Origin of the sequence: Paenibacillus sp. FSL F4-0087, from assembly GCF_038020215.1 — a bacterium.
GTDB lineage: Bacteria > Bacillota > Bacilli > Paenibacillales > Paenibacillaceae > Paenibacillus > Paenibacillus taichungensis.
The window spans coordinates 3485753-3510525 of record NZ_JBBODJ010000001.1; the positions used below are offsets into that span (position 1 = coordinate 3485753).

Genomic DNA, 24773 nt, shown 5'->3' on the forward strand with positions numbered 1-24773 from the left:
TGGAAAAAGTTTCGCGTGACCAAAGAAAGATTATCGCTACTCATTGAATGGGTAAAATGATCGTAACGATTGCTTTTGGAAACTACACGACTTGTGGGACAACTGCATAATTGATATAGTGATAATACAAATGGATAGTGAATAAATGAGATATGGACATGAAGCACATGCTCCGACGAATAGTCGGTTGGCATGTGCTTTTTTTCGTTTAGAGACACGAGGATGAGGGAGGAGAGCGAATGAAGGTTGGGTTGTATATGTGCCGAGTGAGGGAAGAGTGGAAGATGATGCTGTCACTGGATGTCCGAGTGGATGTAGCGTGGTGGCTTGAGGGGGCGAGCGGACAGCGGGTGTTGCGATGGTTGCTGTTAGGCAGGGAGGTGCCTTTAAGTCAGGCATCTTGGATGGTAGAGAATTTTGAGGTAGAGGGGGGGATGGATCAGTGGGGAGAGAAGCAATGGCAGGCGTATATGCAGGGCAAACTGGAAAAGTACGAGCGGGCTTCCGGGGAACTGGAGGCTAGGGGAGAGATGGCGGGCAAAGCGGGGATTGGCGCTGAAAGAGGTACGGAGGTGGGCGGGATGCCTGAGCCTTATCCCGCCGGAGACTGGGTTCAGCTGGAGCGGGGCGCGGCCCTGCTGGCTGAGCGGCTTCGCGGCCGCCAATTGCTGGCGGCCGAGGCAGAGGCGCTGCTGGCGGACACGTCGCCGCAGCTTGCCTCGGTTTGGCGCGCGGCTGCGCAGCTCGCGCATCTGTGTGGGCGGCTGAGCATAGCAGCCGCCCTGGAAGGGCCTGCCACGCGGCGGCAACGCCTCGCGTGGCTTGGTCGCGCGCATAGCGCGCCCCGCTGCCGCCGATGCGGCAGCTTTGCCGGGCAGCGCGTGCCCTGCGCTGCCTGCGGCCTGGCGGCGTGCGCCTACTGCGAGGCTTGCCTCGCGCTGGGGCGCAGCCGTGCCTGTGCGCTGCTGCTGCGTAGCGCAGCTCCAGGGGCCGTGCCACACGGTGCATCGCAGCGTGGCACGGCCGTTGCCCCCACCGAGGGCGGACTTGCCCGGTGGGGGCTCAGCCCTGCGCAGAGCGCGGCAGCTGCCGCGGCACTGGCGTTTTTGGCCCAGCCATCCGCAGGGGATGGGCCGGGGCGGTTTTTGCTGTGGGCCGTGACCGGGGCCGGCAAAACGGAAATGATATTCCCTTTGCTCCAATACATATTGGAGCACGGTGGACGAGCGCTTGTTGCTACGCCGCGCCGGGATGTCGTGCTGGAGCTTGCCCCTCGTCTGGCAAAGGCATTCCCTGACATCTCGCTCGCTACGTTATACGGAGGCAGCACCGAGCGCTGGAAAGACGCACAGCTCACACTCGCGACCACGCACCAACTGATGCGTTTTTACCAGGCATTCGATCTGGTTATTATCGATGAACTCGACGCATTTCCCTACCATAATGATCCCATGCTCGCTCATGCAGCTGCGTCCTCATGCAAGCCTGATGGTCATTTTGTTTATCTGTCCGCTACGCCGCCATCTAGGCTGCAGCGGGAAGCAGCGCAAGGGAAACTCACTCACGCCAAAGTTCCGGTCCGCTTCCACCGCTATCCTTTACCTGTACCGCGGTTACTGAAAATGCCTACCGTCGCCGAATGTATCCGGAAGCGAGAGCTGCCCGCCACACTAAAAAAGAGTATTCAAACCTCCTTACTGCGGGAAGCTCAGGTATTTGTTTTTGTGACACGGATCGCTCAGATTGAGGCATTTGTAAATCTCATGCGTCGCATGTTTCCACAAATCCATATCGAAGGAACATCATCCCAAGATCCGGATCGGGCGAGCAAAGTTATTGCTTTTCGTGAACGGACCATACGTCTGCTCGTGACCACCACTATCTTGGAGCGGGGCGTCACCATTCCGCGCAGCGATGTATTTATTTTGGATGCGGATAATGGCCTCTTTGACGAAGCTTCTCTGGTACAGATGGCGGGTAGAGCAGGTCGATCTATGGATGATCCGGCAGGAAGAGTCGTCTTCGCATCATCCCGTCGTACGCGTTCCCAGGTGAAAGCGGTGGCACAAATCCAAAAGATGAACACCATCGCAAAACGCAAAGGCTACCTTTACCCGCCAACACACCCATAGATACGAAGGGAGGCAACAATCTAATGTCGAACTGGCTAAGCAGCATAACAGACCACGTGCACCAACTCACCCATCGCCTGCATGGATTGCTCGCTCCACCCGGAGCAACTTGTCTAACCTGTGGTACACGAGCGATATTGTCTCCGATCTACCCCGGCATCTGTCCGCGTTGTGTGCAGCAAATTCCATGGATTCGTTCCATCCGCTGTCTGCGTTGTGGTCGAGGGATCGGCTGCCCGGACTGCGTCCGCCCACACATGCAAAACCGCTCTTTCATATGCAACCGCAGCGCCGTCCAGTATAACGCTTTAATGAAGGAATGGATTGGGATGTACAAATTCAGAGGCCACGAGCGATACGCGCCACTGTTAACGGCTCTTACTGTTCAAGCATTTCAAGCAATGAGTGAAGAACTCAACCCTGTTGTGGCAAAAGAGACCCTGACTCCCGTGGCTCATCCCGCCACGCCTGCTCAATACCAGGTGGATGTTGGTTCACACCCACCCGGCTCGAGCGCGACAACAAACGCACTCCTTCACCAACCTAGCGGGCGCGTAACAGCGCACACGCCTGTTCAACCACTTGGCTCGCGTCAATCAATCAGCGAGCCTGTTCACTCACATGCCGTGTTTGCGCCCGCACATACACTCGCGCAAGACAACAAGCCCAGCTCAGACGCGTATTACGCGCACGCTCATCCCGAAGCAGCGACGCGCAGCCGCCAGTCTCTGCTCCAAAATAATAAGCCGCGATGGCGGCCAGACGCGGTGACCTATGTCCCCGTCAGCAACGAACGCCTTGCCGAGCGCGGCTTCAACCAGGCCGAGCGGCTCGCAGCAGGACTAGCCGCAGCCGTCCGCCTACCTGTTGTTGATCTGCTCCAGCGTCGGATCAACACCACCAAACAAAGCTTCAAGACACGCGGCGAGCGTATCCAGACGATGCAGGATGCATTTGCAATTCAGCCAGGTGGAATAGATATGTTGCTTGAACTCTATAAAGCGGCTTCTCAATCCGTTCAAAAGAACATGTATTCACGAGCAGCTAATTCATACGCTAATGGAGAAGAAGGGTCTTCGCATGTCACACCAACAACAGAAGGTCGGCCGTTAACTCCCTTACGCTTGTTACTAATTGATGATATTTACACAACGGGTAGCACCTTGGATGCATGTGGACAGATGATCTTAAACGCTGGATATTCTATTAACCTTCCAATAGAGATTTACACGCTGACTTTGGCTAGATCCTGACTAGATCAGATAGCTTGAGCAGATAGATAGTTACTTAATATTCATTTGAATATGAGAAGCAAGTTACATGATTACAATAATTAATAGCTTTTATATACAATTGGAAATGTATGTTCCTATTATGTATAACGTTATCACTTTTATGGATTTTCATATACACACATATGATTTGTATATCTGTTGTTTAACGAAATTATAAATATATATTAAATAAGAATATGTTTACATGTAAAAAAGAGGAATTGATTCTGCCATGTAGAATAGATAGTTCTGCCGTTCGCCATAGGTGACAGCACAGGGAGTGGCACAACATATCTTTTGAAGGAGAGAACAACAGTGGGAGCAGGAAAAAGAAAAAATGGGTTTTACTTATGGACCGTCCGTTTACTGGTGATAATGCTGGTATTCGGACAGTTTGGCGTGTACGGGGGGAACCGGGCACATGCCGCATCAGTTCAAGGAGGTGTGCTTTCTTCCAGTAATGATTCTCAGTTTGTTCTGTATGTCCAAGAAGGTAAATTAAAATCAAATATGAATCAAGTTCAATTACGGTGGCAAAGATCTGAGAATATTCCAACGTCAACGTTACCTTCCTTTAAAAGCCAGTTAATTGTAGGAGAGACTAACGATATTTCTCAAGTTTCTTTTGGGAAATACCATTCAACTTATACAGGAGAAGTTAAGCATGCTTTTGTTGTTGAATTCAATAAGCTTTGGGAGGAATATCACCAAGTTGATTTTGTGAATGGAGATTGGCTATTTTCTGAAACCGATCCAATAGGAAACGTGACTCCGATTAATGTTTATAACACGCAGGTCGAACCTCTGAGTCTTGTGATTAATGCCGAAACAGGTCAAGTCGTAGATTTGGTTTCCAACATTAATCCATACTATCATTCGAGTGAGGAAAATTATTCATTTATACCTGAAACAGTAGAAGTGGAAGAACCTACTGTGCCGATTGAAATCCCGACCGGATTGGTAGCTAAAGTAAGTGATGGTTCGGTTGAACTTAGTTGGGATAAATCAAATAAAGCCACTGCTTATGAAGTAGAAGTGAATGGAACTTTAAAAGGACAATCGTACATAAATACGTGGGTTGATAATTCTTTGAATTCGAACTCAGTCTATGACTATAGGGTAAGAGCAGTGAATTCGTTTGGAGCAAGTGAGTGGAGTGATACTTATTCAGTAAAAACATTATTAAGCAAGCCTTCTCTGAACGTTATTCCAGTGGCAAGAAAAAATACAATTCAATGGTCACCTACAGGTGATGCAGATTTCTACCAGTTGCAAATTGATGAGGATGAACCGATTCAGCTGAATAATACGAATTCATATGATCATGCAGATTTGGTACCGGGGTCCAACCACTCCTATAAACTCAAGGCGTTCTCTTCTGATAACGAGAGTCTTTGGAGTAATACCTATACACAACTTACTGTATCCGATTATGAGAGTGGTTTGAAGATCATAGAAGCTAATTCCAACCAAATTAAAGTCAGTTGGCAGGCTGTGAGTGGTGCCACGGGGTATGAACTGGAGATCGACGGCAAATTAGTTTCAGTATCAGGCACATCCTATACGAAGACAGGACTTACACCTGATTCGCAGCATACTTTCCGGGTAAGAACCAAAAACAAACTGGAAGTAGGAAGCTGGAGTAATTCTGTATTGGGTTTGACTCAATTAGCGACCCCTGTACTAAAGATAAATTCTTTCTCATCAAAAGACACTCAATTATTTTGGCAACTCATTAAAGGGGCTTCATATTACGAAATAGAGATGGATGGGAGCGTCGTTGGCAGATCTATTGATCCTACGTACATTGTTGAGGGATTAAACCCGGGAGAGTCACATAAATATCGTATTCGTGCATTAAGTGATACTAACGATAGCGCTTGGACGGGAATCATTTCTCAAGTGACACAACCCGACGTTGTAACCGGATTAAACGTTACTGCCTCTACCAATAAATCCATAACACTAAAATGGAATGCTGTTAAAGGTGCAACTGCGTATGATTTGGAAGTGGATGGCGTTACTATTTCTGTATCCGGTACAAGCTATATAAAAAGCAATCTTCTACCTGACACGGATCATGTTTTTAGAATACGATCCAAAAATGCAGCAGGCGTAAGTTCATGGAGCGAACAAATTTTGGGCTTAACCAAACTTGTAACGCCGATATTAAAAGGGAATCAGACGAATGCGTCCATTACACTGACGTGGGTTGCTGTCCCAGGCGCTACATCTTATGAAATTGAAGCAGATGGGAATACTGTAGGGATCACAGACGAACACTTATTTGTACATTCTGGATTAGTTGCGGGGAGTGCACACAAGTATCGCATTCGCGCAATAAGTGGTTCGAATTTAAGTGACTGGACCACGTTACTTAACGTGAAGACATTAAAATAAACATTCCATTTTGAGGAATAGGTTGCGCATTGACGCAGCCTTTTTCTCATATTTTTGATATGATATTAAAAAGTAGACTTGAAAAGACGTTATAAAGTAAAGTATACGTAGTAGAAGTTTGAGAGGGGCGTTTTAGCAATGAATCTGGGTAATTGTCCTCGCTGCGGCAGATTATATGCGTTGAATTTTCGGGATGTATGTTCGAACTGTATCAAAGAAATTGAGCAGGAATACCAGACATGTGTAGACTACCTACGTGAGAATAAGGGTACCAATATACAGGAATTATCTGATGCAACGGAGATTTCGATTAAGCAAATCACCCGCTTTATTCGGGAGGGTCGGATTTCCATCGAAAACGCCCCTAACATGATGTATCCTTGTGAAGTATGTGGAACGCTGATTCGTGAAGGACATATGTGTGATTCATGCCGAAGCCGCTTGACCAAAGATTTGGCAGGAGCAGCCCGTGAAGTAGGCCAGAAGGATAACAATAATATAGGCGGGCGAGCCTACAATGCTGTCGACAAACTGCGCGATTCATAGGAGCGAGGGCTTAAATACAGTTTTTGCTATAACAAATGTTTTGGAACGTACCGATAAACTTATTAAAGATTATCGGTTTTTTTTATTATCCGAATTGTTCGCTATGATCAAGATAATGTAAAAATCCAAAGGCGAAGGAAGTGTAGTTCGTATGAAAATCAATGAACCGAATAGAATTGGTGCTATTAATTCCTACCAAAGGAACATTGAATCCAATCAGCAGGCTGACGCTAAGAAAAGCCGCCGTAAGGACGAAGTATCCATTTCTCCGGAGGCGATGAAGATGCTTGAAGATCAAAGTCGTACACAGGATGCAGCACGTACACAGCGCATTCAGGAATTAAAGGAACAGGTAAATTCGGGAACGTATCAAGTAGACAGCCAGAAGCTCGCCGAGAAGCTCGCTCCATACTTTAAGAACTTCCCTAATCAATAGGAGGACACATGGCCATTGAATCGATAATCGATGTACTTGAACAGCTGCAAGCTGCACATGAGGATATGCTGGAACTGGGAGAACAAAAGAAGGAAGCGGTTGTTGCCAACAAAGTCGAGACACTGATCGCTCTGATCAATCAAGAAACCAAATTGGCTAAAAAAATTGAGATGATCGAGCAGCAGAGACTTCAGGCGGTCCATCAGTTCCTGGAGGAACGTGGAATCAAGTCGAAACTGAATTTAACGATCAGTGAGTTAATGAGACTTGTTTTTGATGCTTCCGAGAAGAAGAGACTCCTTCAAGCTCAAACCTCATTAACAGATGTGCTGCAAAAGGTGAAATTTCTGAATGAAGCCAATCAACAGCTGATCAAACAGTCACTCTCGTACATCGACTTCTTTATTGAGACAATGTCATTTCATTCTGAATCAGAGGCCACTTATCAGAATCCTTCAGAGAAGCCTTACGGTATGGCTCGCTCCGGACTCTTTGATACACGGGCTTAATAATGGGGGATAAACAACATGGCTTCAACATTCCATTCAATTGAAACGGCCAAACGCAGTTTAATTACGCAAACCGCCGCTTTGAATACAACAGGACATAACGTTGCCAATGCAAATACACCGGGTTATTCACGTCAAGTTGTCAATATGACTGCGGCAGACCCGATTGATGCTGTGGCCTTTTATCGCACGACATCTCCAGGTCAGCTTGGAACAGGGGTTGAGTTTAACTCCATTATGCGTGTGCGTGAATCTTTTCTGGATGGCCAGTTCCGTAATGAGAATACATCACTCGGGGGCTGGACTGTCCGAAATAGTACACTGGAAAAGCTCGAGACAATCATGAACGAGCCCTCGGATACAGGGATCCGTACTGTCCTGAATAATTTTTGGAACTCCTGGTCCGATCTGAGCCAAGATCCGCAGGATATAACCAACCGCAAGATTGTTAAGGAGACAACGTTGGCGCTAACAGACGGTTTGAATCAGATCAGTCTCCAATTGGATGCACTGACTAATGATCTCACCAACAACGTTTCATTAAAAACAACCGAAATCAATTCATATCTGCAGTCCATCGCGGATCTGAACAATAATATCGTAAAAGTGGAGCAGCTTGGAGACAATGCCAACGATTTGCGTGACCAGCGTGATTATGCAGTAGATCAGCTTTCTAAGATTGCCGGCGTTCAGATAACAGAACTGGATAGCGGCTACCAGGTAACGCTTGCAGGCCAAGTAGCAGTTACTGGAGCTGCGGTTGTTCCTGTCACGGCTGATATTTTGGAAAACGCCTATCAAGCGGGGACTTTGACTGGCGGCGAAGTCTACGGAATGATCCATTCCCGTGATCAATATGTAGCAGACTATCGAAACCAGATCAATCAACTGGCGAATACGCTCGCAACCGGGGATATTGAGATTACCATTCCAGCTGGATCCGTATTGCCTAGCGGCACGGTTTTCAACAACGTGACCTATTCCGATGCCAATAACAATAGAACGTTAACATCAGATTTGAAAGTGACGGTACAAGGGATTAATGGACTGCACAAATTGGGTTATACGCTTAGTGGTAATACGCCAACAGCGGGTGGAGATTTCTTTACAACCAAAGACGGTTCAGGAACGATCACGGCTGGGAACATTACCTTAAGTACGGATATCCAAAATGATCCGAATAACATCGCAACTTCGATGCGTACGGCCGGAACAGGTACAGGTGAAAGTGTAGTACTGGGGAATAACAGCTTGGCGCTGGCTATGGCTGGATTAAAAGATGTAAAGTTTGATTTTGGTACTGGACTGTCCAAACCAACAACGGTGGACGACTTTTTCGGCGGAATTGTAGGACAACTTGGTGTCCAGACCCAAGAGGCTAAACGACAAGCACAAAATGCTCAACTCCTCACGGAGCAGGTTGACTTGAATCGTCAATCGGTAAGCGGCGTATCTCTCGATGAAGAGATGAGCAACTTGATCAAATTCCAGCACGCGTATAGTGCAGCTGCCCGTTTCATGACTGCCTACGACGAACTGCTAAATAAACTGATTAACAGCACCGGTGTAGTAGGGCGCTAAGACATAGAGAGGAGTAACCAATAATGGCTATTCGCGTAACCTCAGGTATGATGAGCACTCAGATGCTCAGTAACCTGAACCGCAACCTGAACCGAATGGATAACATGTCCAACCAGATTTCCACTGGGCGCAAAATCAATAAACCATCCGATGATCCCGTTGGTGTGACTTACGCGCTTCGTTACCGTGCAGAGCTGGCGGCGAATGAGCAGTATCAATCCAATACGGATGCAGCAGTAAGCTGGTTGGATGCGACGGATTCGAATATGCAGCAAGCATTGGATGTAGTGAAAAGGTTAAAGGAGTTGGCTGTTCAAGGTTCTAATGGTACTCTTCCGGATAACGGAATCGAAGCAGTTAATCTTGAAGTAGAAGAACTGAAGAAGCATCTTGCGGAAATTGGAAACTCGCAAATTCGCGGAAAGTATATCTTTAACGGACAAACTTATGACAAACAGCCTTATGAACTATCCTCTAGTGTAACAGAGTATTATGATGTTGAGACCGATAATCAAGCCGTTATGTATTCGATCAGTGAGCAAGTGAGTTTTCAAATCAACACTCCCGGCTCAGATTTTTTCGGGGGTAAAGGTGAAGCTGACAACATATTTAAAGTTATTGATAATCTTTCGACCGCATTAGCAAGTGGCGATCAGGCTGCTGCACAGCAAGAGCTACAGAATATAGAATCTAGGTCAGTAAAAATGCAATCCAGCTTATCAGAAGTAGGTGCTCGTAGTAACCGAGTTCAATTAGTACAGAATCGTTTAAGCGATGAAAGCTTGAATTTCACAACTCTTCAATCCAAAATTGAGGATGCTGATGTTGCAAGCTTGATGATTCAGGCTTCGTCCGCACAGACGATCTATGAAGCAGCTCTTAAATCTTCTGCTCAAATCATGCAACCCACACTAATGGACTTTATGAGGTAACATTTGATTTTAATCATAGATACACCGTAAGCTATGGACAGAGAACAGTCCGTAGCTTTTTTTACTAATTTGGGAGGGTGAACAAAATGAATCAGGACAATAAAGTTGGTACAACTGAAAAGCAGACCTTAAAAGAAACATATACTTTTGTTAAAGGAATTCCAGGATTTGAAGAACTAAAAACGTTTGATTTGCAGCAGCATGACGAAGTGTTCAGTCTCTTCAGTTCAGTTAAAGAACCGGCAGTAGCCTTTGTAACCGTAAATCCATTTGATTTTCATCCGGAATATGAGTTTGAACTTTCACCTGAAAACGTAGAAGATTTGGGTGTAACAGATCCAGATGACGTAGGGGTTCGATGTATTGTCACACTACACGATGAGATTCGAAACGCAACCGCAAACTTACTGGCTCCAATTGTGTTCAATAAACAAAAAAAGATAGGCAAACAGATTGTGCTGCAAGATACGGAATACACAACTAAACATGCATTATGGAAAGATGAAGATTCTCTTAGCAAGGATGGTGACATCTAGTGCTGGTACTTACACGGAAAAAGGGTGAATCCATTGTCATTTCAGAAGATATCGTGCTGACGGTGCTATCCGTAGATGGAGAAAATGTGAAAATTGGTATAGCAGCTCCAAGAGATATTGATATCTATCGTAAGGAAGTTCTTGACGCGATTGAACAAAACAATCAAGATGCGGCGATGCATTTGGAAACACTGCAAAAATCGATAGAAGAGTTTGGGAAAAACAAATGATTCTACTCAAAAGTTACTTCAATTCTAAAATGTTAGATAGAAATTAGAAAAAAAGTTGAGATTACTATAAACAAATTATGTCATGCCGTCGATATATATATTAAGGCGGTAATCTTCAGGGCGGCCGACCTGTGAAGACGCTAATACCACATGGATGTGGGCATATAACCATTTCAGGGAGGAAATAAACAATGATTATCAATCACAACGTACCAGCTTTGAACACTCACCGTAACATGACTTTGAATAACACAGCTGCAAGCAAAAACATGGAGAAACTGGCTTCCGGTCTGCGTATCAACCGTGCTGCTGATGATGCTGCTGGTTTGTCCATCTCCGAGTCCATGCGTGGTCAAATTCGTGGTCTGGAGCAAGCACAACGTAATGCTCAAGACGGAATTTCTTTTGTACAAACAGCTGAGGGTGCGATGAATGAAGTATCTTCCATGCTGACTCGTATGAAAGAACTGAATGTTCAAAAAGCGAGTGGTACTTACGGAACTGAAGATAAAGCTAACATTGATGAAGAGTTGACTGAATTGACTGGCCAAATCGACCAAATCATGACTACTACTAAATTCAATGGTAAAGCGATCACTGGTGGTGCTGATATCATCGTTAGCGATGACGGTGCTACAAAAATTGCTATTGGAACAATTGATACTTCCACTTTTGTTGGTCTGGATGCTACTAAAACCACTGCTGACATTGAGACGGCTATTAAAGGTGTTTCCACTGAACGTGCGAAACTGGGTGCTGTTCAAAACCGTCTGGAGTACACTTCCAACAACTTGGGTACTACTGTTGAGAACTTGACTGCAGCTGAATCCCGTATCCGTGATACAGATATGGCTAAGGAAATGGTTGCTCTGTCCAAGAATAACATCTTGTTGCAAGCTTCCCAATCCATGTTGGCACAAGCAAACTCTGCACCACAAGGCGTTCTTTCCTTGCTTCGTTAAGATATATAATCAACTCAGAGGTCTTGATTTTCAAGGCCTCTTTTTTGTTGCGTTTTGAGGATGAATTTTGGGATTTCTCTATATTAGCCTAAATTAAGTCGAGATTTAACCGATATATATAGTAATTGAAACTACATACCGGCATTTTTTAAATCAATTTTGATGATAATAGGAGGATGAAATATGGATACGAAATTATCAACACAAGCTTCATTAAATTCTATACCCTCAATTAGCCACTCGTCCGCTTCATCAACTGGATCTTCTTCTTCTGATTCAAAGGAAAACCAGAAGATTAGAACCTCTACTTCAGGCAGTGCTCCTATGGACCAAGAAAAAATAATTGCTGATCTTCAGAAAGCTATTCGTGCAATTCAAGGGCCTCAGAAGGCATTTGAGATTTCTATGCATGAACAAACTCACACAATTATGATCAAAGTGTTGGATAAGGAAAGTGGAGATTTGATTCGTGAGGTTCCTCCGGAAAAAATATTGGATCTAGCAGCACGAATGATGGAAATTTCTGGATTAATTATTGATGAGAAAATCTAAGGGGGATAACAAGCTATGAGACTGACAGGTCTTGCTTCAGGTATGGATATTGATTCGATGGTAGCTAAACTAATGAAAGCCCAAAGGTTACCATTAGACAAGCTTAATCAGCAAAAGCAATTGGTTGAATGGAAACGAGAAGGTTATAGAGAAATTAGTTCGAAGTTCATTACATTCTCAAATACGAACTTAATGAATTTGAGTCTGAGCAGTTCAACTCAAACGAAAAAGGCTGAAGTTAGTGGAACGGCCGGTGTATTATCTGCTTCAGCCACAGGATCGGCGAGTACGGGTTCACTTGATATTAGTGTACAACAACTAGCTAAAGCGGCGAGTACTGTAAGTGCCACTGGAATTGGTAATAAATCAGGATCCACTCTCATTTCCGACATTTCAACTGAAACGAAGATTACAATAAACGATATTGAGATAAACTTTGATGCAACAGATACAATTGATTCCATGGTCGCTAAAATCAACAACAATAAGGACGCCGGGGTGACAGCTGTATATGACCCGACACTGGGTAAGCTTTCATTAACAAACAAAACCACAGGAGCTGATGCACAACTCAGTTTTAGTGGTGATATTATTGATCAGTTCAATTTGGCATCACCAACAGGTGGCCAGGATGCGAAATTAACAGTCAATGGAATTTCTATGCAACAAACATCTAACCGTTTTACTTTGAATGGTGTAGAAATTAACTTGACAGGAGTTCATTCTACTGGGCAATCTTCCAAAATTGAAGTGGTACAGGATACTGATAAAATCGTAGATAACGTTAAACAATTTGTGACTGCATATAATGAAATATTGGCAGCACTTAATAGCAAGAGTGATGAAGAAAGGTATTTGAAATATACACCGCTAACTTCGGAACAAAAAGAGGATATGAAAGAAGATGAGATCAAGCTCTGGGAAGATAAAGCTAAGAGCGGAATGTTGAAAAACGATAGTATATTAAGACAAGCAATTTCCGACATGAGATCAGCAATTATCGAGGATATTGATCTTGGCAATGGAAAAAAAATAAACCTTGCCGATCTTGGTATTACTACAGGAACTTGGTCTGAAAAAGGGAAGCTATATTTGGATGAAGATAAATTAAAGCAGGCTATCGCTTCAGACCCGAATATTGTTGCTAATGCGTTTAGTTCAGGCAAAATTGGTTCATCCGGATCAAGTCAAAGATATGATGCCACGGATGGTATATATACACGACTACGGAAAATCTCTTCATCCTCTCTAGAAAGCATGGCTCAGAAGGCAGGAACTTCCAAAACAAACAGTGATCTGAATGCATCATTTCTGGCTACTAGTTTAATGGGAGTGGAACTTAGAAATATTGACAATCGAATTACGACTATGAATAGTCTCATGACAAGGAAAGAGACACAGTACTATAAACAATTCACCGCCATGGAAGTGGCAATTAATAAGTATAATAGTATCTCTGGCTCACTTACCAGCTTCTTGTCTTGATTATAAGGAGGGCATATAATTGATTACTTCACCGTATCAAAAGTATCAACAGACGCAAGCGCAGACTGCCTCTAAACCTAAATTACTGATTATGTTATATGATGGAGCCATTCGTTTTGTCAATATAGGGATTGAGGGTGTAGATGAGCAGAATATAGAGAAGGCTAACAATAACTTCTGCAAGGCTCAAGCAATTATTAATGAATTAATTGCATCTTTAAACTTTAATTATTCCATTTCTACTGACTTGTTGTCCATATATGAGTACATGTTGAATCGGCTCGTAGAAGCTAATATAAAAAAGAATAAGGATATAGCTATGGAAGTATTGGAGCATCTTTCTGAACTAAGAGAAGCATGGGTAGAGGTGGCCAAATCACCAGGGATGATAGCGGAGGGCTAAACATGAATTTTCAGGAACTCCTAATGAAATTAACATTATTAACTGATCAAATAGTAGACAGGTTAAGCGAAGTGACGTATGAAGAGTTAGAGAGCTTTACGGGGGAGAGGGAGTTACTCGTTCAACAACTTCTGGTTCTCCAAGAGAAGCCTACCGAAGAAGAAAAAGAACAGATTGTGTCTATTCTTAACTACGATTCTCTAATAAAATCTCGGATGGAGTTTTTTAAAAATGAAGCTTCTGATTTCCTGGAGAAGCAGGGTGCAATCAAAGCTCAGCAGGTGGCATATCAGACAAATTACATTCCAGACAGTCTATTCATTGATGATAGAAAGTGATGAAGTTAACCGAATTTTCATTGAAAATTCGGTTTTTTTGTTTTTTTTGCTCTTCAACTGAGTTAATTATCTGAGTCATGTATGCCGATATATTAAAATATGAATGAAACTTTTGATGTTTTTATAGGTCAACCATTCCTATAGAAGAGAAGTCATTCAAACATTAAGTCTCAGTTTATTTTACTAATATGTAAATAATAATAAACAAATTCATAATTAAGGAGTGGAATAATGATGAGTAGTTCAGCTGCACTTGTACCGAAATATATGCTGGATTTTAAATGTATCGGATCTGAATGTGAGGATAGTTGCTGTATAGGATGGAAGGTGCAAATTGATAAAACAACCTATACCAATCTTACGAGTGTGTCACAAAAAGCATTAAGGGATAGCTTTAGAACGGGTATTGAAAAGATTGATACCCCTTCAAGAACAAATGAACAGTTTGCAAGAATGAAAATGGATGGTGACACTGGATGTTGTTCCATGTTAGACGAACAAAAGCTATGTACTATACAAGCTTCGCTTGGAGAGAGGTATTTGGCGCCCATATGTGCTACGTATCCACGTAATATATTCTGGGTAAATAACGAGCAGGAAATTTCTGCAGTGATGTCATGTCCAGAAGCGGCCAGATTAGCATTGTTGAACCCTGAAAAAATGGAGTTTACACATACTGAGGCTATGTTGCAAAAAAATGCTCAATCGAAGGGTGAAATCATTACTGATCAGGGAAATCCCACATTCATGAATTTTTTCTGGGATATCCGGATCTTTGCTATTGAAATTATTCAAAATAGGAATTACAGTTTCCCACATAGGTTAATCATAATGGGTTTGTTCTGTGAACAACTGCAACGGTTGATCAATCAAAAGCAAGAAAGTGAAAGTGATATTAAAGGTTTGATTGAAAATTTTAAAGAGATGATTAATAACAATGCAGAGTTACAGGACTACGGAACTTTTCCCCAGGATCATGAATTTCAATTTATTACACTAAACAATATTATCTCTAAAAATCTTGGGAACATAGGTTCAAATGCAAGATTTGCGTCTTGTGTGCAAGACTATTTGGATGGACTCAATGAGCACAAAGAAACAGACGACAAACTAGATTTAGTTGATTTTTACCAGAAAGGTTATCTGTCCTATTATAAACCCTTCATGGATGAATATGAGTATATTTTTGAAAATTATGCCGTTAACTTTATATATTCGCATTTATTCCCTAAAAGTGAGAGTGGAAATGTATATAAGATATATATAATATTGGTAAGTCATTATGTCTTGTTAAAGCTTCTTCTCATTGGAATGTCAATTAAACATAAAGGATTAACAACAGATAAGGTCATAAAACTTATTCAATCGTTTACTAAGACATCAGAACATACAAATGTATATGTGAAAAATATAATTGAATTTCTTACTGAGAAACAATATTCCTCCATGGGACATTTAAGTTTACTAATTAAAAATTGATTTAAACTAACTACTGTGGTTAATGATTGAGAACACAGCTAAACAGCTACTTGAGCTCAGAAGGGAGCTATAAAGATTAAGGGTCCATCCGTGTTCAAAATTAAGCAACATAAATCTACAAAAAATTCCAAGAAAACATTTACTTTACCAATTGACAATGGATAACTTTGGATGGTATTATCTGAGTTGTGGGCAAGGGTCTTTGACACAACCTCACTTCATTTGATGACGAAGGGAATGTTAGTGCATGCAAGGTAAAGTAAAATGGTTCAACGCAGAAAAAGGTTACGGTTTCATTGAAACTGAAGACGGCGGCGACGTATTCGTACATTTCTCCGCAATTCAATCCGAAGGATTCAAAACTTTGGAAGAAGGTCAATCCGTAGAATTCGACATCGTCGAAGGCGCGCGTGGACCGCAAGCAGCTAACGTAATCAAATTATAATCATCCGGACAATCCGACCTACATATATGGTTAGATGGTTACCAATTGAATTATCGCTAGCATCAGACTCCGGTTTTTCCGGGGTCTTTTTTTGTTTTAATAGATTCGAAATTTGAGAATCAGCCATAGAACATTATTCATATAAATTTGATAGATTCAAGACATAGTTTGTATTCATTTTACATAATAGATTGAAGGAGCTCGGAAACGGTTAATTACATCATCAAGCGCCTAATAAGACCATCCATGTTAATTAACGATTATGCCTCAAAATGGTGAAATATCGCGAAATATGGCGGTAAGCCTATGTTGGCTGATGTGGCTTGAACAGATGTCATTATTCGGTCACCGGGAGTTTTTACATGGCGCTTACATTCGTGTTATAATGAAGTGGCAAAGGAAAAGGAGGAGTGCCCTATGAATTTAAGTATTCGAGGTCAACAAATCGAGGTTACCGATGCTTTGAAGGATTATGTCGACAAAAAGTTGAGTAGACTCGAGAAGTATTTCGATGCACCCCTTAACTCTGACGGTGCTGTTACCCTGAGCACGACGAGAGGCTTGCATACAGTAGAGGTGACGATCCCTTTGAAAGGCATTGTGCTCCGCGCCGAGGATGAGAGCGACGATATGTACGCTTCCATTGATTCCGTGGTGGACAAGCTGGAACGTCAGATCCGTAAACACAAAACGAAAATTAACCGTAAGTTCCGTCAGGAAGGCAGCCTGAAAACGCTCTTCGTCGAAGATCCGACAGGTACAGTAGCTACCGCTGAATTGGATACGGAGACCGAAGATGATGATTTGGAAGTGGTGCGGACGAAACGGTTTATGTTGAAACCAATGGACGTGGAAGAGGCTATCCTCCAAATGAACATGGTCGGCCACAATTTCTTCGTATTCTCCAACATTGAGAACGAAGAAGTCAGTGTTGTGTACAAACGGAACGATGGTAAATACGGTTTGATTGAACAAGGTTGAACCAATGAATTGAAATGAAAAATGATTCCTTAATGATAACGAATGAAGACAGGGATACGTTGGATTCCTGTATTGGATTAAACTAACAAGAGCCTCCATCCTTTATGGGATGGGGCTCTTTTGTGCGTGGATGGGCTGGGGAAAAGTCGCTGAAGCAAGATAGTGAAACTATTTCCCATGTTACTGCGTCTAATAGATAGTAGGAATGAGACCAATCCGTGGAAAGTGAAAGCAAAATTTTCAGTGCTTGCGGAGAAGTCGTTAAAGGTGTATTCTTTTTCTCTATATTGAGATTTTAATCCAAATTTACCACCAAAATTCGTTAACATGCCTTATCTAAATGGAAAATGAAACGATAGAATCCAGGGCTTCCGCTAACGACTATGATTTTTTGCACTTAAACTCCATCGGAGAGGCTTTAGAAGTTCAAAGAAGTGTGCTGTGGCGTGTTGCGGCGACCCTTACAAACTGTTACAATTTATGCAAGAGAATCATTGTCCTGATGAGGAATTGTCAACGAATGATCGCTAATCATAATCAATGACAGGCACAGCACCATGAACATGATTCATAAGGCTCGGTATTCGGCTTATTTCTAATAACCGGATCCGGTTGAATACCGAATCAGCTTCATGAGGAACCTTGGCAAGCCTGGAGTTGATTCATTTATATTATTTTTTATATCGTTTGTCACCCCCGGGCAAGTGGATACATATCCATCCGATGGTGTCGCGCGGCGGCAGCAGGGGGTCTATTCTGTTTTGCACGAAAGGGGTATACCATGCTAGGACTTGTCAAAAAGATCTTCGGCGACATGAACGAACGTGATGTTAAACGTCTGATGAAGACAGTCGATGTGATCAATAAACTGGAACCACAATTTCAGGCTCTGTCTGATGAACAACTGAAATCCAAAACGGAGGAATTCCGTGCCCGCATTGAAAAGGGAGAAACAACAGATGAACTTCTTCCAGAGGCATTTGCAACCGTACGTGAGGCATCTCGCCGTGTACTGGGCAAACGTCACTATGACGTACAGATGCTCGGAGGCATTGCCCTTCATGAAGGCCGGATTTCAGAGATGAAAACGGGTGAAGGTAAGACACTGGTAGGAACACTCCCGGTATACCTGAATGCATTGATGTCCAAAGGTGTACACGTGGTAACGGTCAATGATTATTTGGCTCAACGGGATAGCCAGGAAATGGGACAAATTTATGAATTCATGGGCATGACGGTAGGGGTTAACCTGAGCGGTATGGACCATGCTTTGAAACAACATGCTTATGCATGTGATATTACGTACGGTACGAATAACGAATTTGGCTTTGACTATCTGCGTGACAACATGGTGTTGTACAAAGAGCAGATGGTACAACGTCCATTGTTCTTCTGTATCATTGATGAAGTGGACTCCATTCTGGTCGATGAGGCACGTACACCTCTGATCATTTCCGGACAAGCTCAGAAATCTACGGATCTGTACTATGCAGCTGACCGTTTCGTGAAACGTCTGGTTCCAGAAGAAGACTTTACGGTGGACATCAAGGTGAAATCCGTAGCGCTGACAGAAGCTGGTGTAGCGAAAGCTGAGAAAGCATTTGGTATCGAAAACTTGTATGATCATGCCAATGTTACGCTTAACCATCACATCGTACAGGGATTGAAAGCCAATGTAATCATGCGTCGTGACGTCGATTATGTGGTGAGTGATGAAGAAGTACTGATCGTCGATGAGTTCACAGGCCGTCTGATGGCAGGACGTCGTTATAGCGATGGATTGCACCAAGCGATTGAAGCCAAAGAAGGCATTGAAGTACAGAACGAGAGTATGACACTTGCTACGATTACATTCCAGAACTATTTCCGGATGTACCGTAAGCTTGCGGGAATGACGGGTACAGCGAAAACCGAGGAAGAAGAATTCAAAAAAATCTACGGTCTCGAAGTATTGCAGATTCCAACCAACCGTCCAAACAAACGGGATGATATGGCTGATGTGGTGTACAAGAGCATCGATGGCAAGTTCAACGCGGTTGTGGAAGAAATCGTGGCACGTCACAGCAAGAACCAGCCGGTTCTGGTTGGTACGGTTTCCATTGAAAACTCCGAGCGTATTTCCGATATGCTGAAACGCCGCGGTGTCCGTCACCAGGTACTGAACGCCAAATATCATGCTGAAGAAGCGGAGATCATCACAGGAGCTGGACAAGCCGGTGCAGTAACGATTGCAACCAACATGGCTGGACGGGGTACGGATATTATCCTGGGCGAAGGTGTAGCTGAAGTGGGCGGCCTTCATATCATTGGTACAGAGCGTCACGAATCTCGTCGGATTGATAACCAGCTGCGTGGACGTGCAGGACGTCAGGGTGACCCTGGTTCTACACAGTTCTACCTGTCACTGGGTGACGAGCTGATGAGACGTTTCGGTGCAGACAATGTACTGAACATGATGGAGCGTCTTGGTTTTGAAGAAGACCAACCGATTGAGAGCCGGATGATTACCCGTGCGGTGGAGTCGGCACAAAAACGGGTTGAAGGTAATAACTTTGACGTACGTAAAGTCGTTCTCCAATATGATGATGTCATGAACCAACAACGTGAAATTATATATAAACAGCGCCGCGAGGTGCTTGAGTCCGAGAATATCAAACAAATCGTTATGGATATGATCAAGCCTTCCATTGAACGTATTGTAGAAGCTCATTGCAGTGATGACATTCCGGAAAACTGGGAACTGCAGGAAGTCGCCGACTACATGAACAGCAAATTGCTGGATGAAGGCTCTGTAACGAAAGATGATCTGTGGGGCAAAGAAGCAGAAGAGATTATCGACTACCTGTTTGAGAAAGTTCAGAACAAGTACAATGCACGTGAAGAGCGAATCGGTGAAGAGATGGTTCGTGAATTCGAGAAAGTGGTTGTACTCCGTGCAGTAGACAGCAAATGGATGGATCATATTGATGCGATGGATCAATTGCGTCAAGGTATCCACCTGCGTGCCTACGGCGGTACAGATCCACTGCGTGAGTACCAGTTCGAAGGCTTCGAAATGTTCCATCAGATGATTGCTTCGATTCAGGAAGAAGTGGCAACCTATGTGATGAGAGCACAAATCGAGAGCAATCAGGAGCGTCAAGCGGTTGTTGATGAAAGTCAGATCTCGACAAGCGGCGAACCTACGGAGAAACGTCCGGTAAAAGTGTCTGACCAAATCGGACGTAACGATGCGTGTCCATGTGGCAGCGGCAAAAAGTTTAAACACTGCCACGGTCAAGAGTAGTTAAACGACTCTCTTATATTACCCTGTATATAAGTTCGATCTAAATTTTTTACACCATAACGGAGAGTGCAGAAGCAACTGGAGAAGCAACGCGTTCGCCTTTATCACCGGATTTTCCCCTTGTGAAAGGGAATTAAGGAAATCTGGGGATAAGAGCGATCGGAAGATGCTACTGCAATCGGAGTGGTAAGGTGTAACGAATGTTTGACCAACTTAAATAGAATGACATGAACGGCTCCTTGCAGCCGGGTATTCCAAATGATCAAGTGAAGGATGCATAACCTGTAATTGGTGCATAGTTATAACTATGTGACCATGATCAAGGAGAGGAGGATTGCCGATATAAAGGTAACCTAGACTCCAAGGTGAAGCATCGGATACTTGATCTGGAGGAATGCCCTGGATGCGGGGAGCTTATCTTAATGAAAAGAGGAATTGCACATGATCGATCCAAGCGTGAAGCAGGACCTGCGTGAAATAGGCAAGAAACTAACAAATCTTAGGGGGTCTCTTTGACTTAGATCTTAAGCAAGAGATGATTGAGAACTTCGAAGTGAAGATGTCCGCCCCTGATTTCTGGGATGATAATGATAAGGCACAATCCTTAATCGCCGAGCTGAACGCGGTGAAGGGATCTGTGGATCAATACACCAAGCTGCAGCAGGATTATGACGATGCGGTCATGATGGCAGAACTGGCTGACGAAGAAGGCGATGATGATCTGGCCGTGGAGATCGGTAACAGCGTGACAGCCATCGTGAGCAAGGTAGAAGAGTTCGAGCTACAACTTCTCCTGAATCAGCCGTATGACAAGATGAATGCCATTCTCGAGCTTCACCCAGGTGCTGGTGGTACCGAGTCACAGGACTGGGGACAGATGCTGATGCGGATGTATACACGCTGGGCCGAGAAACGTGGCTTCAAGGTTGAGGTGCTGGATTATCTGGCAGGAGATGAAGCAGGAATCAAGAGTGTCACGCTATCCATCAAGGGGCACAATGCTTATGGGTATCTGAAAGCCGAGAAGGGTGTCCACCGATTGGTGCGAATCTCACCTTTTGACTCCTCAGGACGCAGGCATACTTCCTTCGTATCCTGTGATGTGGTGCCTGAGATTGATGACACGATTGAATTGGATATTCGAACAGAAGATCTCAAGATCGATACGTACCGTGCGAGCGGCGCGGGTGGACAGCATATCAATACCACCGACTCAGCTGTACGGATTACTCACCTTCCAACAGGTGTGGTTGTAACGTGTCAGAATGAACGGTCACAGATTAAGAACCGTGAGCGAGCGATGACGATGCTTCGTTCCAAATTGTATGAACGTAAAATTGAAGAACAAAAACAACAGCTGGACGAAATCCGAGGAGAACAGTCGGATATTGCGTGGGGTAGCCAGATTCGGTCCTATGTGTTCCATCCCTATAGTATGGTAAAGGATCACCGTACGAGCGTGGAGACTGGAAACACAGGAGCAGTAATGGATGGCGACCTCGATGGATTCATCGATGGTTATTTGCGCAGCCAGATTAAAGTAGATACCGATTAATCAAAAGTTCCTGTATAGACCCGATACGTGTAGGCGTATGCTGGGTGTATACAGGGGCTTTTTTTTGAGCATATATACAAAAAAGGAGAGCAAGATGACATGCAACAGCAACAACCGTTACACAATAACCGCAAGAAGAGGCTAACCACGCTCATTCCCCTGAACGGCCCATGGAGAAACGTTGTAGATACCGTATCCATTATTTTAGGTTCGTTTTTGATTGCCGTGGCCTTTAATTTATTTTTACTTCCGAACCAGATTGCTTCAGGTGGGGTATCCGGGTTATCAATATTGGGCAAACATTGGCTGGGGCTTGAGCCGGCATACACCCAGTGGGCTATTAATATTCCGCTTCTGATCGCGGGTTTTCTTCTGATTGGCAAGCAGTATGGAATACGTTCTGTACTCGGCAGTATTGTACTGCCACTGTTTGTATACCTCACGAAAGACTGGGCCATTCCAACAACGAATCCGCTACTTGGTTCACTCTATGGAGGAATTGGGGTTGGTCTCGGGATTGGAATCGTATATCGGGGTAGAGGTTCAACAGGGGGCATGAGCATTCTGGCCAGGATCGTACAAAAATATAGTGGACTGAGTTACTCTCTTTGCGTTGTGATGATGGATGCTACGGTCATTATTATGGCTGCCTTTGTATTGTCATTGGAGCAGTCACTCTTTGCTCTGATCGGATTATACGTTACCGGAAAAGTCATAGATGCCGTAGAGATGGGGCTTGGTAACTCGAAGGTAGCTTATATTATTTCCAACCAGACCGAACCGATTACGAAGGTGATTCTGGATGATCTGGATCGCGGACTGACGAAGCTGGAGGCAAAAGGTGGTTACACCGACGATCAGCGTACTGTACTGATGGTGGTGGTCGGACAGAATGAGGTGCCTAGACTGAAAGCTTTGATTAGGTCCGTGGACCCGGGGGCTTTTGTCATTATTAGCAATGCGCATGAAGTACTGGGCGAAGGCTTTAAGCGTGGGGAATTGTAAGGTACAGCGAGTAGGACACTCTAGCAATGAACTTAACATTCACATTTACATGATAAAGGAGAGCAGTGTAGAGGTCATACGTTAACTTATAATAAGAAAGTAAATTTATAATCTAAAAAAGCAGGTACTCCTTCACCAGACATAGCTGGAAAGGAAGCACCTGCTTTTTGTTTTGTCTTTTGACTGATAATCCTTCTATTACTACTGTATCTAGAGAATCGGAGACAGCAGACGAGAAATCGCTTCTTTAAATTTGATCTTCACACTGCGTTTATTGTATTCCTCTAACGTCATCTCACGGGATACAAGAAGATCATGCTCAAACGTCTGCACAAGAGTAGTCGCAATCGCCTCGTCATACATAAATGCATTTACCTCAAAGTTCAATCGGAAGCTGCGGTAATCAATATTAGCGGTTCCCACGGATGCGACCATACTGTCGATAATGAGCGTTTTGGCATGAATAAAGCCGTTATCGTAGATGAAAACAGTTGCTCCCACCTTTAACAACTCACCGATATAAGATAGCGTAGCCCAATATACGAAGGCGTGATCCGGTTTATTTGGAATCATAATGCGAACATCGATTCCTGACAGGCACGCAAGACGAATGGCTTCGAATACACTGGCATCTGGAATAAAATAAGGCGTCTGAATCAGAATCGAATGTTTGGCTCCATTAATCATTTTCAGATAACTGTTCTTGATATGCTCTGTCTCTGCATCCGGTCCGCTGGATACAATCTGCATAGCAGTTGTTCCTGTGCCCTCAATATGAGGGAAATGCGCCGGAACATACGGTGTATCGTGCTGCTTAGACGCTTCATTCCAATCGAGAAGAAAACGGGTCTGAAGAGCATGAACAGCATTACCCTGAATACGCAAATGAGTATCGCGCCAGTAACCGAACTTGGAATTCAAGCCGAGATATTCATCCCCTACATTAAACCCGCCTGTATATCCAAGGTTGCCATCAATGATGACGATTTTACGGTGATTTCGGTAGTTCATACGCAGGTTGATCAGACTGAATTTGGATGGAAAAAAGACCTCAACCAAACCGCCTGCTTCGCGCAATTCTTTGAAAAAGCGTTTGGATACCCGCCGCGATCCCAGCGCGTCATACAGCAGACGAACTTTGACACCTTCGCGCGCTTTACGAATAAGTGCATCCCGGATTCTTTTGCCGAGTCGGTCACCTCTATAAATGTAGTATTGCACGTGAACATGATCTTTCGCTGCCTCGATATCATCGAGCAACCGCTGGAATTTGTCTGTTCCGTCGGTAATAATCTCGACCGCGTTATCTTCGGTCAACAGAGCATCGTTTTGCTTCAGGTTCATATAAATCATGTCCTGACTACTCTCTGTCGCTTGATTACGGAAAGGTGTTCTATTGTCTTGCAGCTGTGCAAGCTGGGCAGCAATACGTTCTTCAAGCCCAAGCTTCTTGCGCTCTTTCCACTGGAAAAGTCGGTAGCGCGTCAGGTTTTGCCCTGTTAATAAGTAGAGTACAAACCCGAATACCGGAATAAAGTTCAAGACGAGCAGCCAAGCCCAGGATGCACTGGCATCCTTTCGTTCGAAGAAAACGACCGCTGCAGCGAAAATAATATTCAGGCCCAGGAGTACAACAAGTAAAATGGATTCGATATGCACTGTAGTCCCCCATGTCTCATAATGACCATCATGAATCCATTCATAAA

General features: G+C 43.9%; 23 protein-coding genes. 21 read left to right on the forward strand and 2 right to left on the reverse strand.

Annotated features, from left to right (window positions below):
- Positions 1 to 239 precede the first annotated feature (239 nt).
- On the forward strand, positions 240 to 2132 hold the full coding sequence (locus MHB84_RS16015) for a helicase-related protein (RefSeq protein WP_076287612.1): 1893 nt from the start codon (positions 240 to 242) through the stop codon (positions 2130 to 2132).
- 113 nt (positions 2133 to 2245) lie between these two features.
- Here MHB84_RS16015 and MHB84_RS16020 read toward each other — a convergent pair whose 3' ends face one another.
- Positions 2246 to 2389 (reverse strand): hypothetical protein, encoded by a 144-nt coding sequence (locus MHB84_RS16020; RefSeq protein WP_179087122.1) that lies wholly within the window; start codon positions 2387 to 2389, stop codon positions 2246 to 2248.
- Positions 2390 to 2899: 510 nt separating this feature from the next.
- On the opposite strand from MHB84_RS16020, the gene MHB84_RS16025 reads away from it, so the two are divergent.
- The 20 genes from MHB84_RS16025 (at position 2900) to MHB84_RS16120 (ending at position 23067) form a co-directional block, all read left to right on the forward strand.
- On the forward strand, positions 2900 to 3385 hold the full coding sequence (locus tag MHB84_RS16025; RefSeq protein WP_143764517.1) for a ComF family protein: 486 nt from the start codon (positions 2900 to 2902) through the stop codon (positions 3383 to 3385).
- Between the two features lie 336 nt (positions 3386 to 3721).
- A complete protein-coding gene (locus MHB84_RS16030; protein ID WP_076287614.1) occupies positions 3722 to 5806 on the forward strand; it encodes a fibronectin type III domain-containing protein in 2085 nt (694 codons plus the stop codon).
- A gap of 138 nt (positions 5807 to 5944) precedes the next feature.
- Positions 5945 to 6352, forward strand: coding sequence for a TIGR03826 family flagellar region protein (locus tag MHB84_RS16035; RefSeq protein WP_064641917.1), 408 nt, complete (start codon positions 5945 to 5947; stop codon positions 6350 to 6352).
- A 151-nt stretch (positions 6353 to 6503) separates the two neighbouring features.
- Entirely contained in the window at positions 6504 to 6788 is a 285-nt protein-coding gene (gene flgM, locus MHB84_RS16040) for a flagellar biosynthesis anti-sigma factor FlgM (RefSeq protein WP_076287615.1), read from the forward strand.
- A gap of 8 nt (positions 6789 to 6796) precedes the next feature.
- Positions 6797 to 7297 (forward strand): flagellar protein FlgN, encoded by a 501-nt coding sequence (locus MHB84_RS16045; RefSeq protein ID WP_076287616.1) that lies wholly within the window; start codon positions 6797 to 6799, stop codon positions 7295 to 7297.
- Between the two features lie 18 nt (positions 7298 to 7315).
- The gene (gene flgK / locus MHB84_RS16050; RefSeq protein WP_076287617.1) at positions 7316 to 8878 is read left to right on the forward strand and encodes a flagellar hook-associated protein FlgK; all 1563 of its coding nucleotides are present in this window, start codon (positions 7316 to 7318) and stop codon (positions 8876 to 8878) included.
- Positions 8879 to 8901: 23 nt separating this feature from the next.
- Complete coding sequence (gene flgL / locus MHB84_RS16055) at positions 8902 to 9810, forward strand: flagellar hook-associated protein FlgL (protein WP_076287618.1); 909 nt, start codon at positions 8902 to 8904, stop codon at positions 9808 to 9810.
- A gap of 86 nt (positions 9811 to 9896) precedes the next feature.
- On the forward strand, positions 9897 to 10346 hold the full coding sequence (fliW, locus tag MHB84_RS16060) for a flagellar assembly protein FliW (protein WP_076287619.1): 450 nt from the start codon (positions 9897 to 9899) through the stop codon (positions 10344 to 10346).
- Positions 10346 to 10576: a carbon storage regulator CsrA gene (gene csrA / locus MHB84_RS16065; protein WP_076287620.1), complete on the forward strand. Its 231-nt coding sequence runs from the start codon at positions 10346 to 10348 to the stop codon at positions 10574 to 10576. Before fliW ends, csrA begins: the two co-directional genes overlap by 1 nt.
- A gap of 191 nt (positions 10577 to 10767) precedes the next feature.
- Positions 10768 to 11538, forward strand: a complete 771-nt coding sequence (locus MHB84_RS16070) for a flagellin N-terminal helical domain-containing protein (protein ID WP_076287621.1) — start codon at positions 10768 to 10770, stop codon at positions 11536 to 11538.
- Between the two features lie 183 nt (positions 11539 to 11721).
- Positions 11722 to 12090 carry a flagellar protein FlaG gene (locus tag MHB84_RS16075; protein ID WP_076287622.1) on the forward strand — a complete coding sequence of 123 codons (369 nt, stop codon included), beginning with the start codon at positions 11722 to 11724 and terminating at the stop codon, positions 12088 to 12090.
- A 15-nt stretch (positions 12091 to 12105) separates the two neighbouring features.
- Positions 12106 to 13575, forward strand: a complete 1470-nt coding sequence (gene fliD / locus MHB84_RS16080) for a flagellar filament capping protein FliD (protein ID WP_076287623.1) — start codon at positions 12106 to 12108, stop codon at positions 13573 to 13575.
- Between the two features lie 19 nt (positions 13576 to 13594).
- Positions 13595 to 13978 (forward strand): flagellar export chaperone FliS, encoded by a 384-nt coding sequence (fliS, locus tag MHB84_RS16085; RefSeq protein WP_076287624.1) that lies wholly within the window; start codon positions 13595 to 13597, stop codon positions 13976 to 13978.
- Between the two features lie 2 nt (positions 13979 to 13980).
- Positions 13981 to 14316 carry a hypothetical protein gene (locus tag MHB84_RS16090; RefSeq protein ID WP_083678750.1) on the forward strand — a complete coding sequence of 112 codons (336 nt, stop codon included), beginning with the start codon at positions 13981 to 13983 and terminating at the stop codon, positions 14314 to 14316.
- Positions 14317 to 14550: 234 nt separating this feature from the next.
- Positions 14551 to 15795 carry a flagellin lysine-N-methylase gene (gene fliB / locus MHB84_RS16095; protein ID WP_143764519.1) on the forward strand — a complete coding sequence of 415 codons (1245 nt, stop codon included), beginning with the start codon at positions 14551 to 14553 and terminating at the stop codon, positions 15793 to 15795.
- A gap of 247 nt (positions 15796 to 16042) precedes the next feature.
- A complete protein-coding gene (locus tag MHB84_RS16100; protein ID WP_024631599.1) occupies positions 16043 to 16240 on the forward strand; it encodes a cold shock domain-containing protein in 198 nt (65 codons plus the stop codon).
- A gap of 417 nt (positions 16241 to 16657) precedes the next feature.
- Positions 16658 to 17221: a ribosome hibernation-promoting factor, HPF/YfiA family gene (gene hpf / locus MHB84_RS16105; protein ID WP_072733587.1), complete on the forward strand. Its 564-nt coding sequence runs from the start codon at positions 16658 to 16660 to the stop codon at positions 17219 to 17221.
- Between the two features lie 781 nt (positions 17222 to 18002).
- Entirely contained in the window at positions 18003 to 20507 is a 2505-nt protein-coding gene (gene secA, locus MHB84_RS16110) for a preprotein translocase subunit SecA (RefSeq protein WP_076287627.1), read from the forward strand.
- A 441-nt stretch (positions 20508 to 20948) separates the two neighbouring features.
- A protein-coding gene (prfB, locus tag MHB84_RS16115; protein ID WP_099859210.1) for a peptide chain release factor 2 occupies positions 20949 to 22062 on the forward strand; the annotation gives its coding sequence in 2 pieces (ribosomal slippage) (positions 20949 to 21020 and positions 21022 to 22062; 1113 coding nt in all).
- A 99-nt stretch (positions 22063 to 22161) separates the two neighbouring features.
- Positions 22162 to 23067, forward strand: coding sequence for a YitT family protein (locus MHB84_RS16120; RefSeq protein ID WP_076287629.1), 906 nt, complete (start codon positions 22162 to 22164; stop codon positions 23065 to 23067).
- Positions 23068 to 23277: 210 nt separating this feature from the next.
- Here MHB84_RS16120 and cls read toward each other — a convergent pair whose 3' ends face one another.
- Entirely contained in the window at positions 23278 to 24726 is a 1449-nt protein-coding gene (cls, locus tag MHB84_RS16125; RefSeq protein WP_072733585.1) for a cardiolipin synthase, read from the reverse strand.
- Positions 24727 to 24773 lie beyond the last annotated feature (47 nt).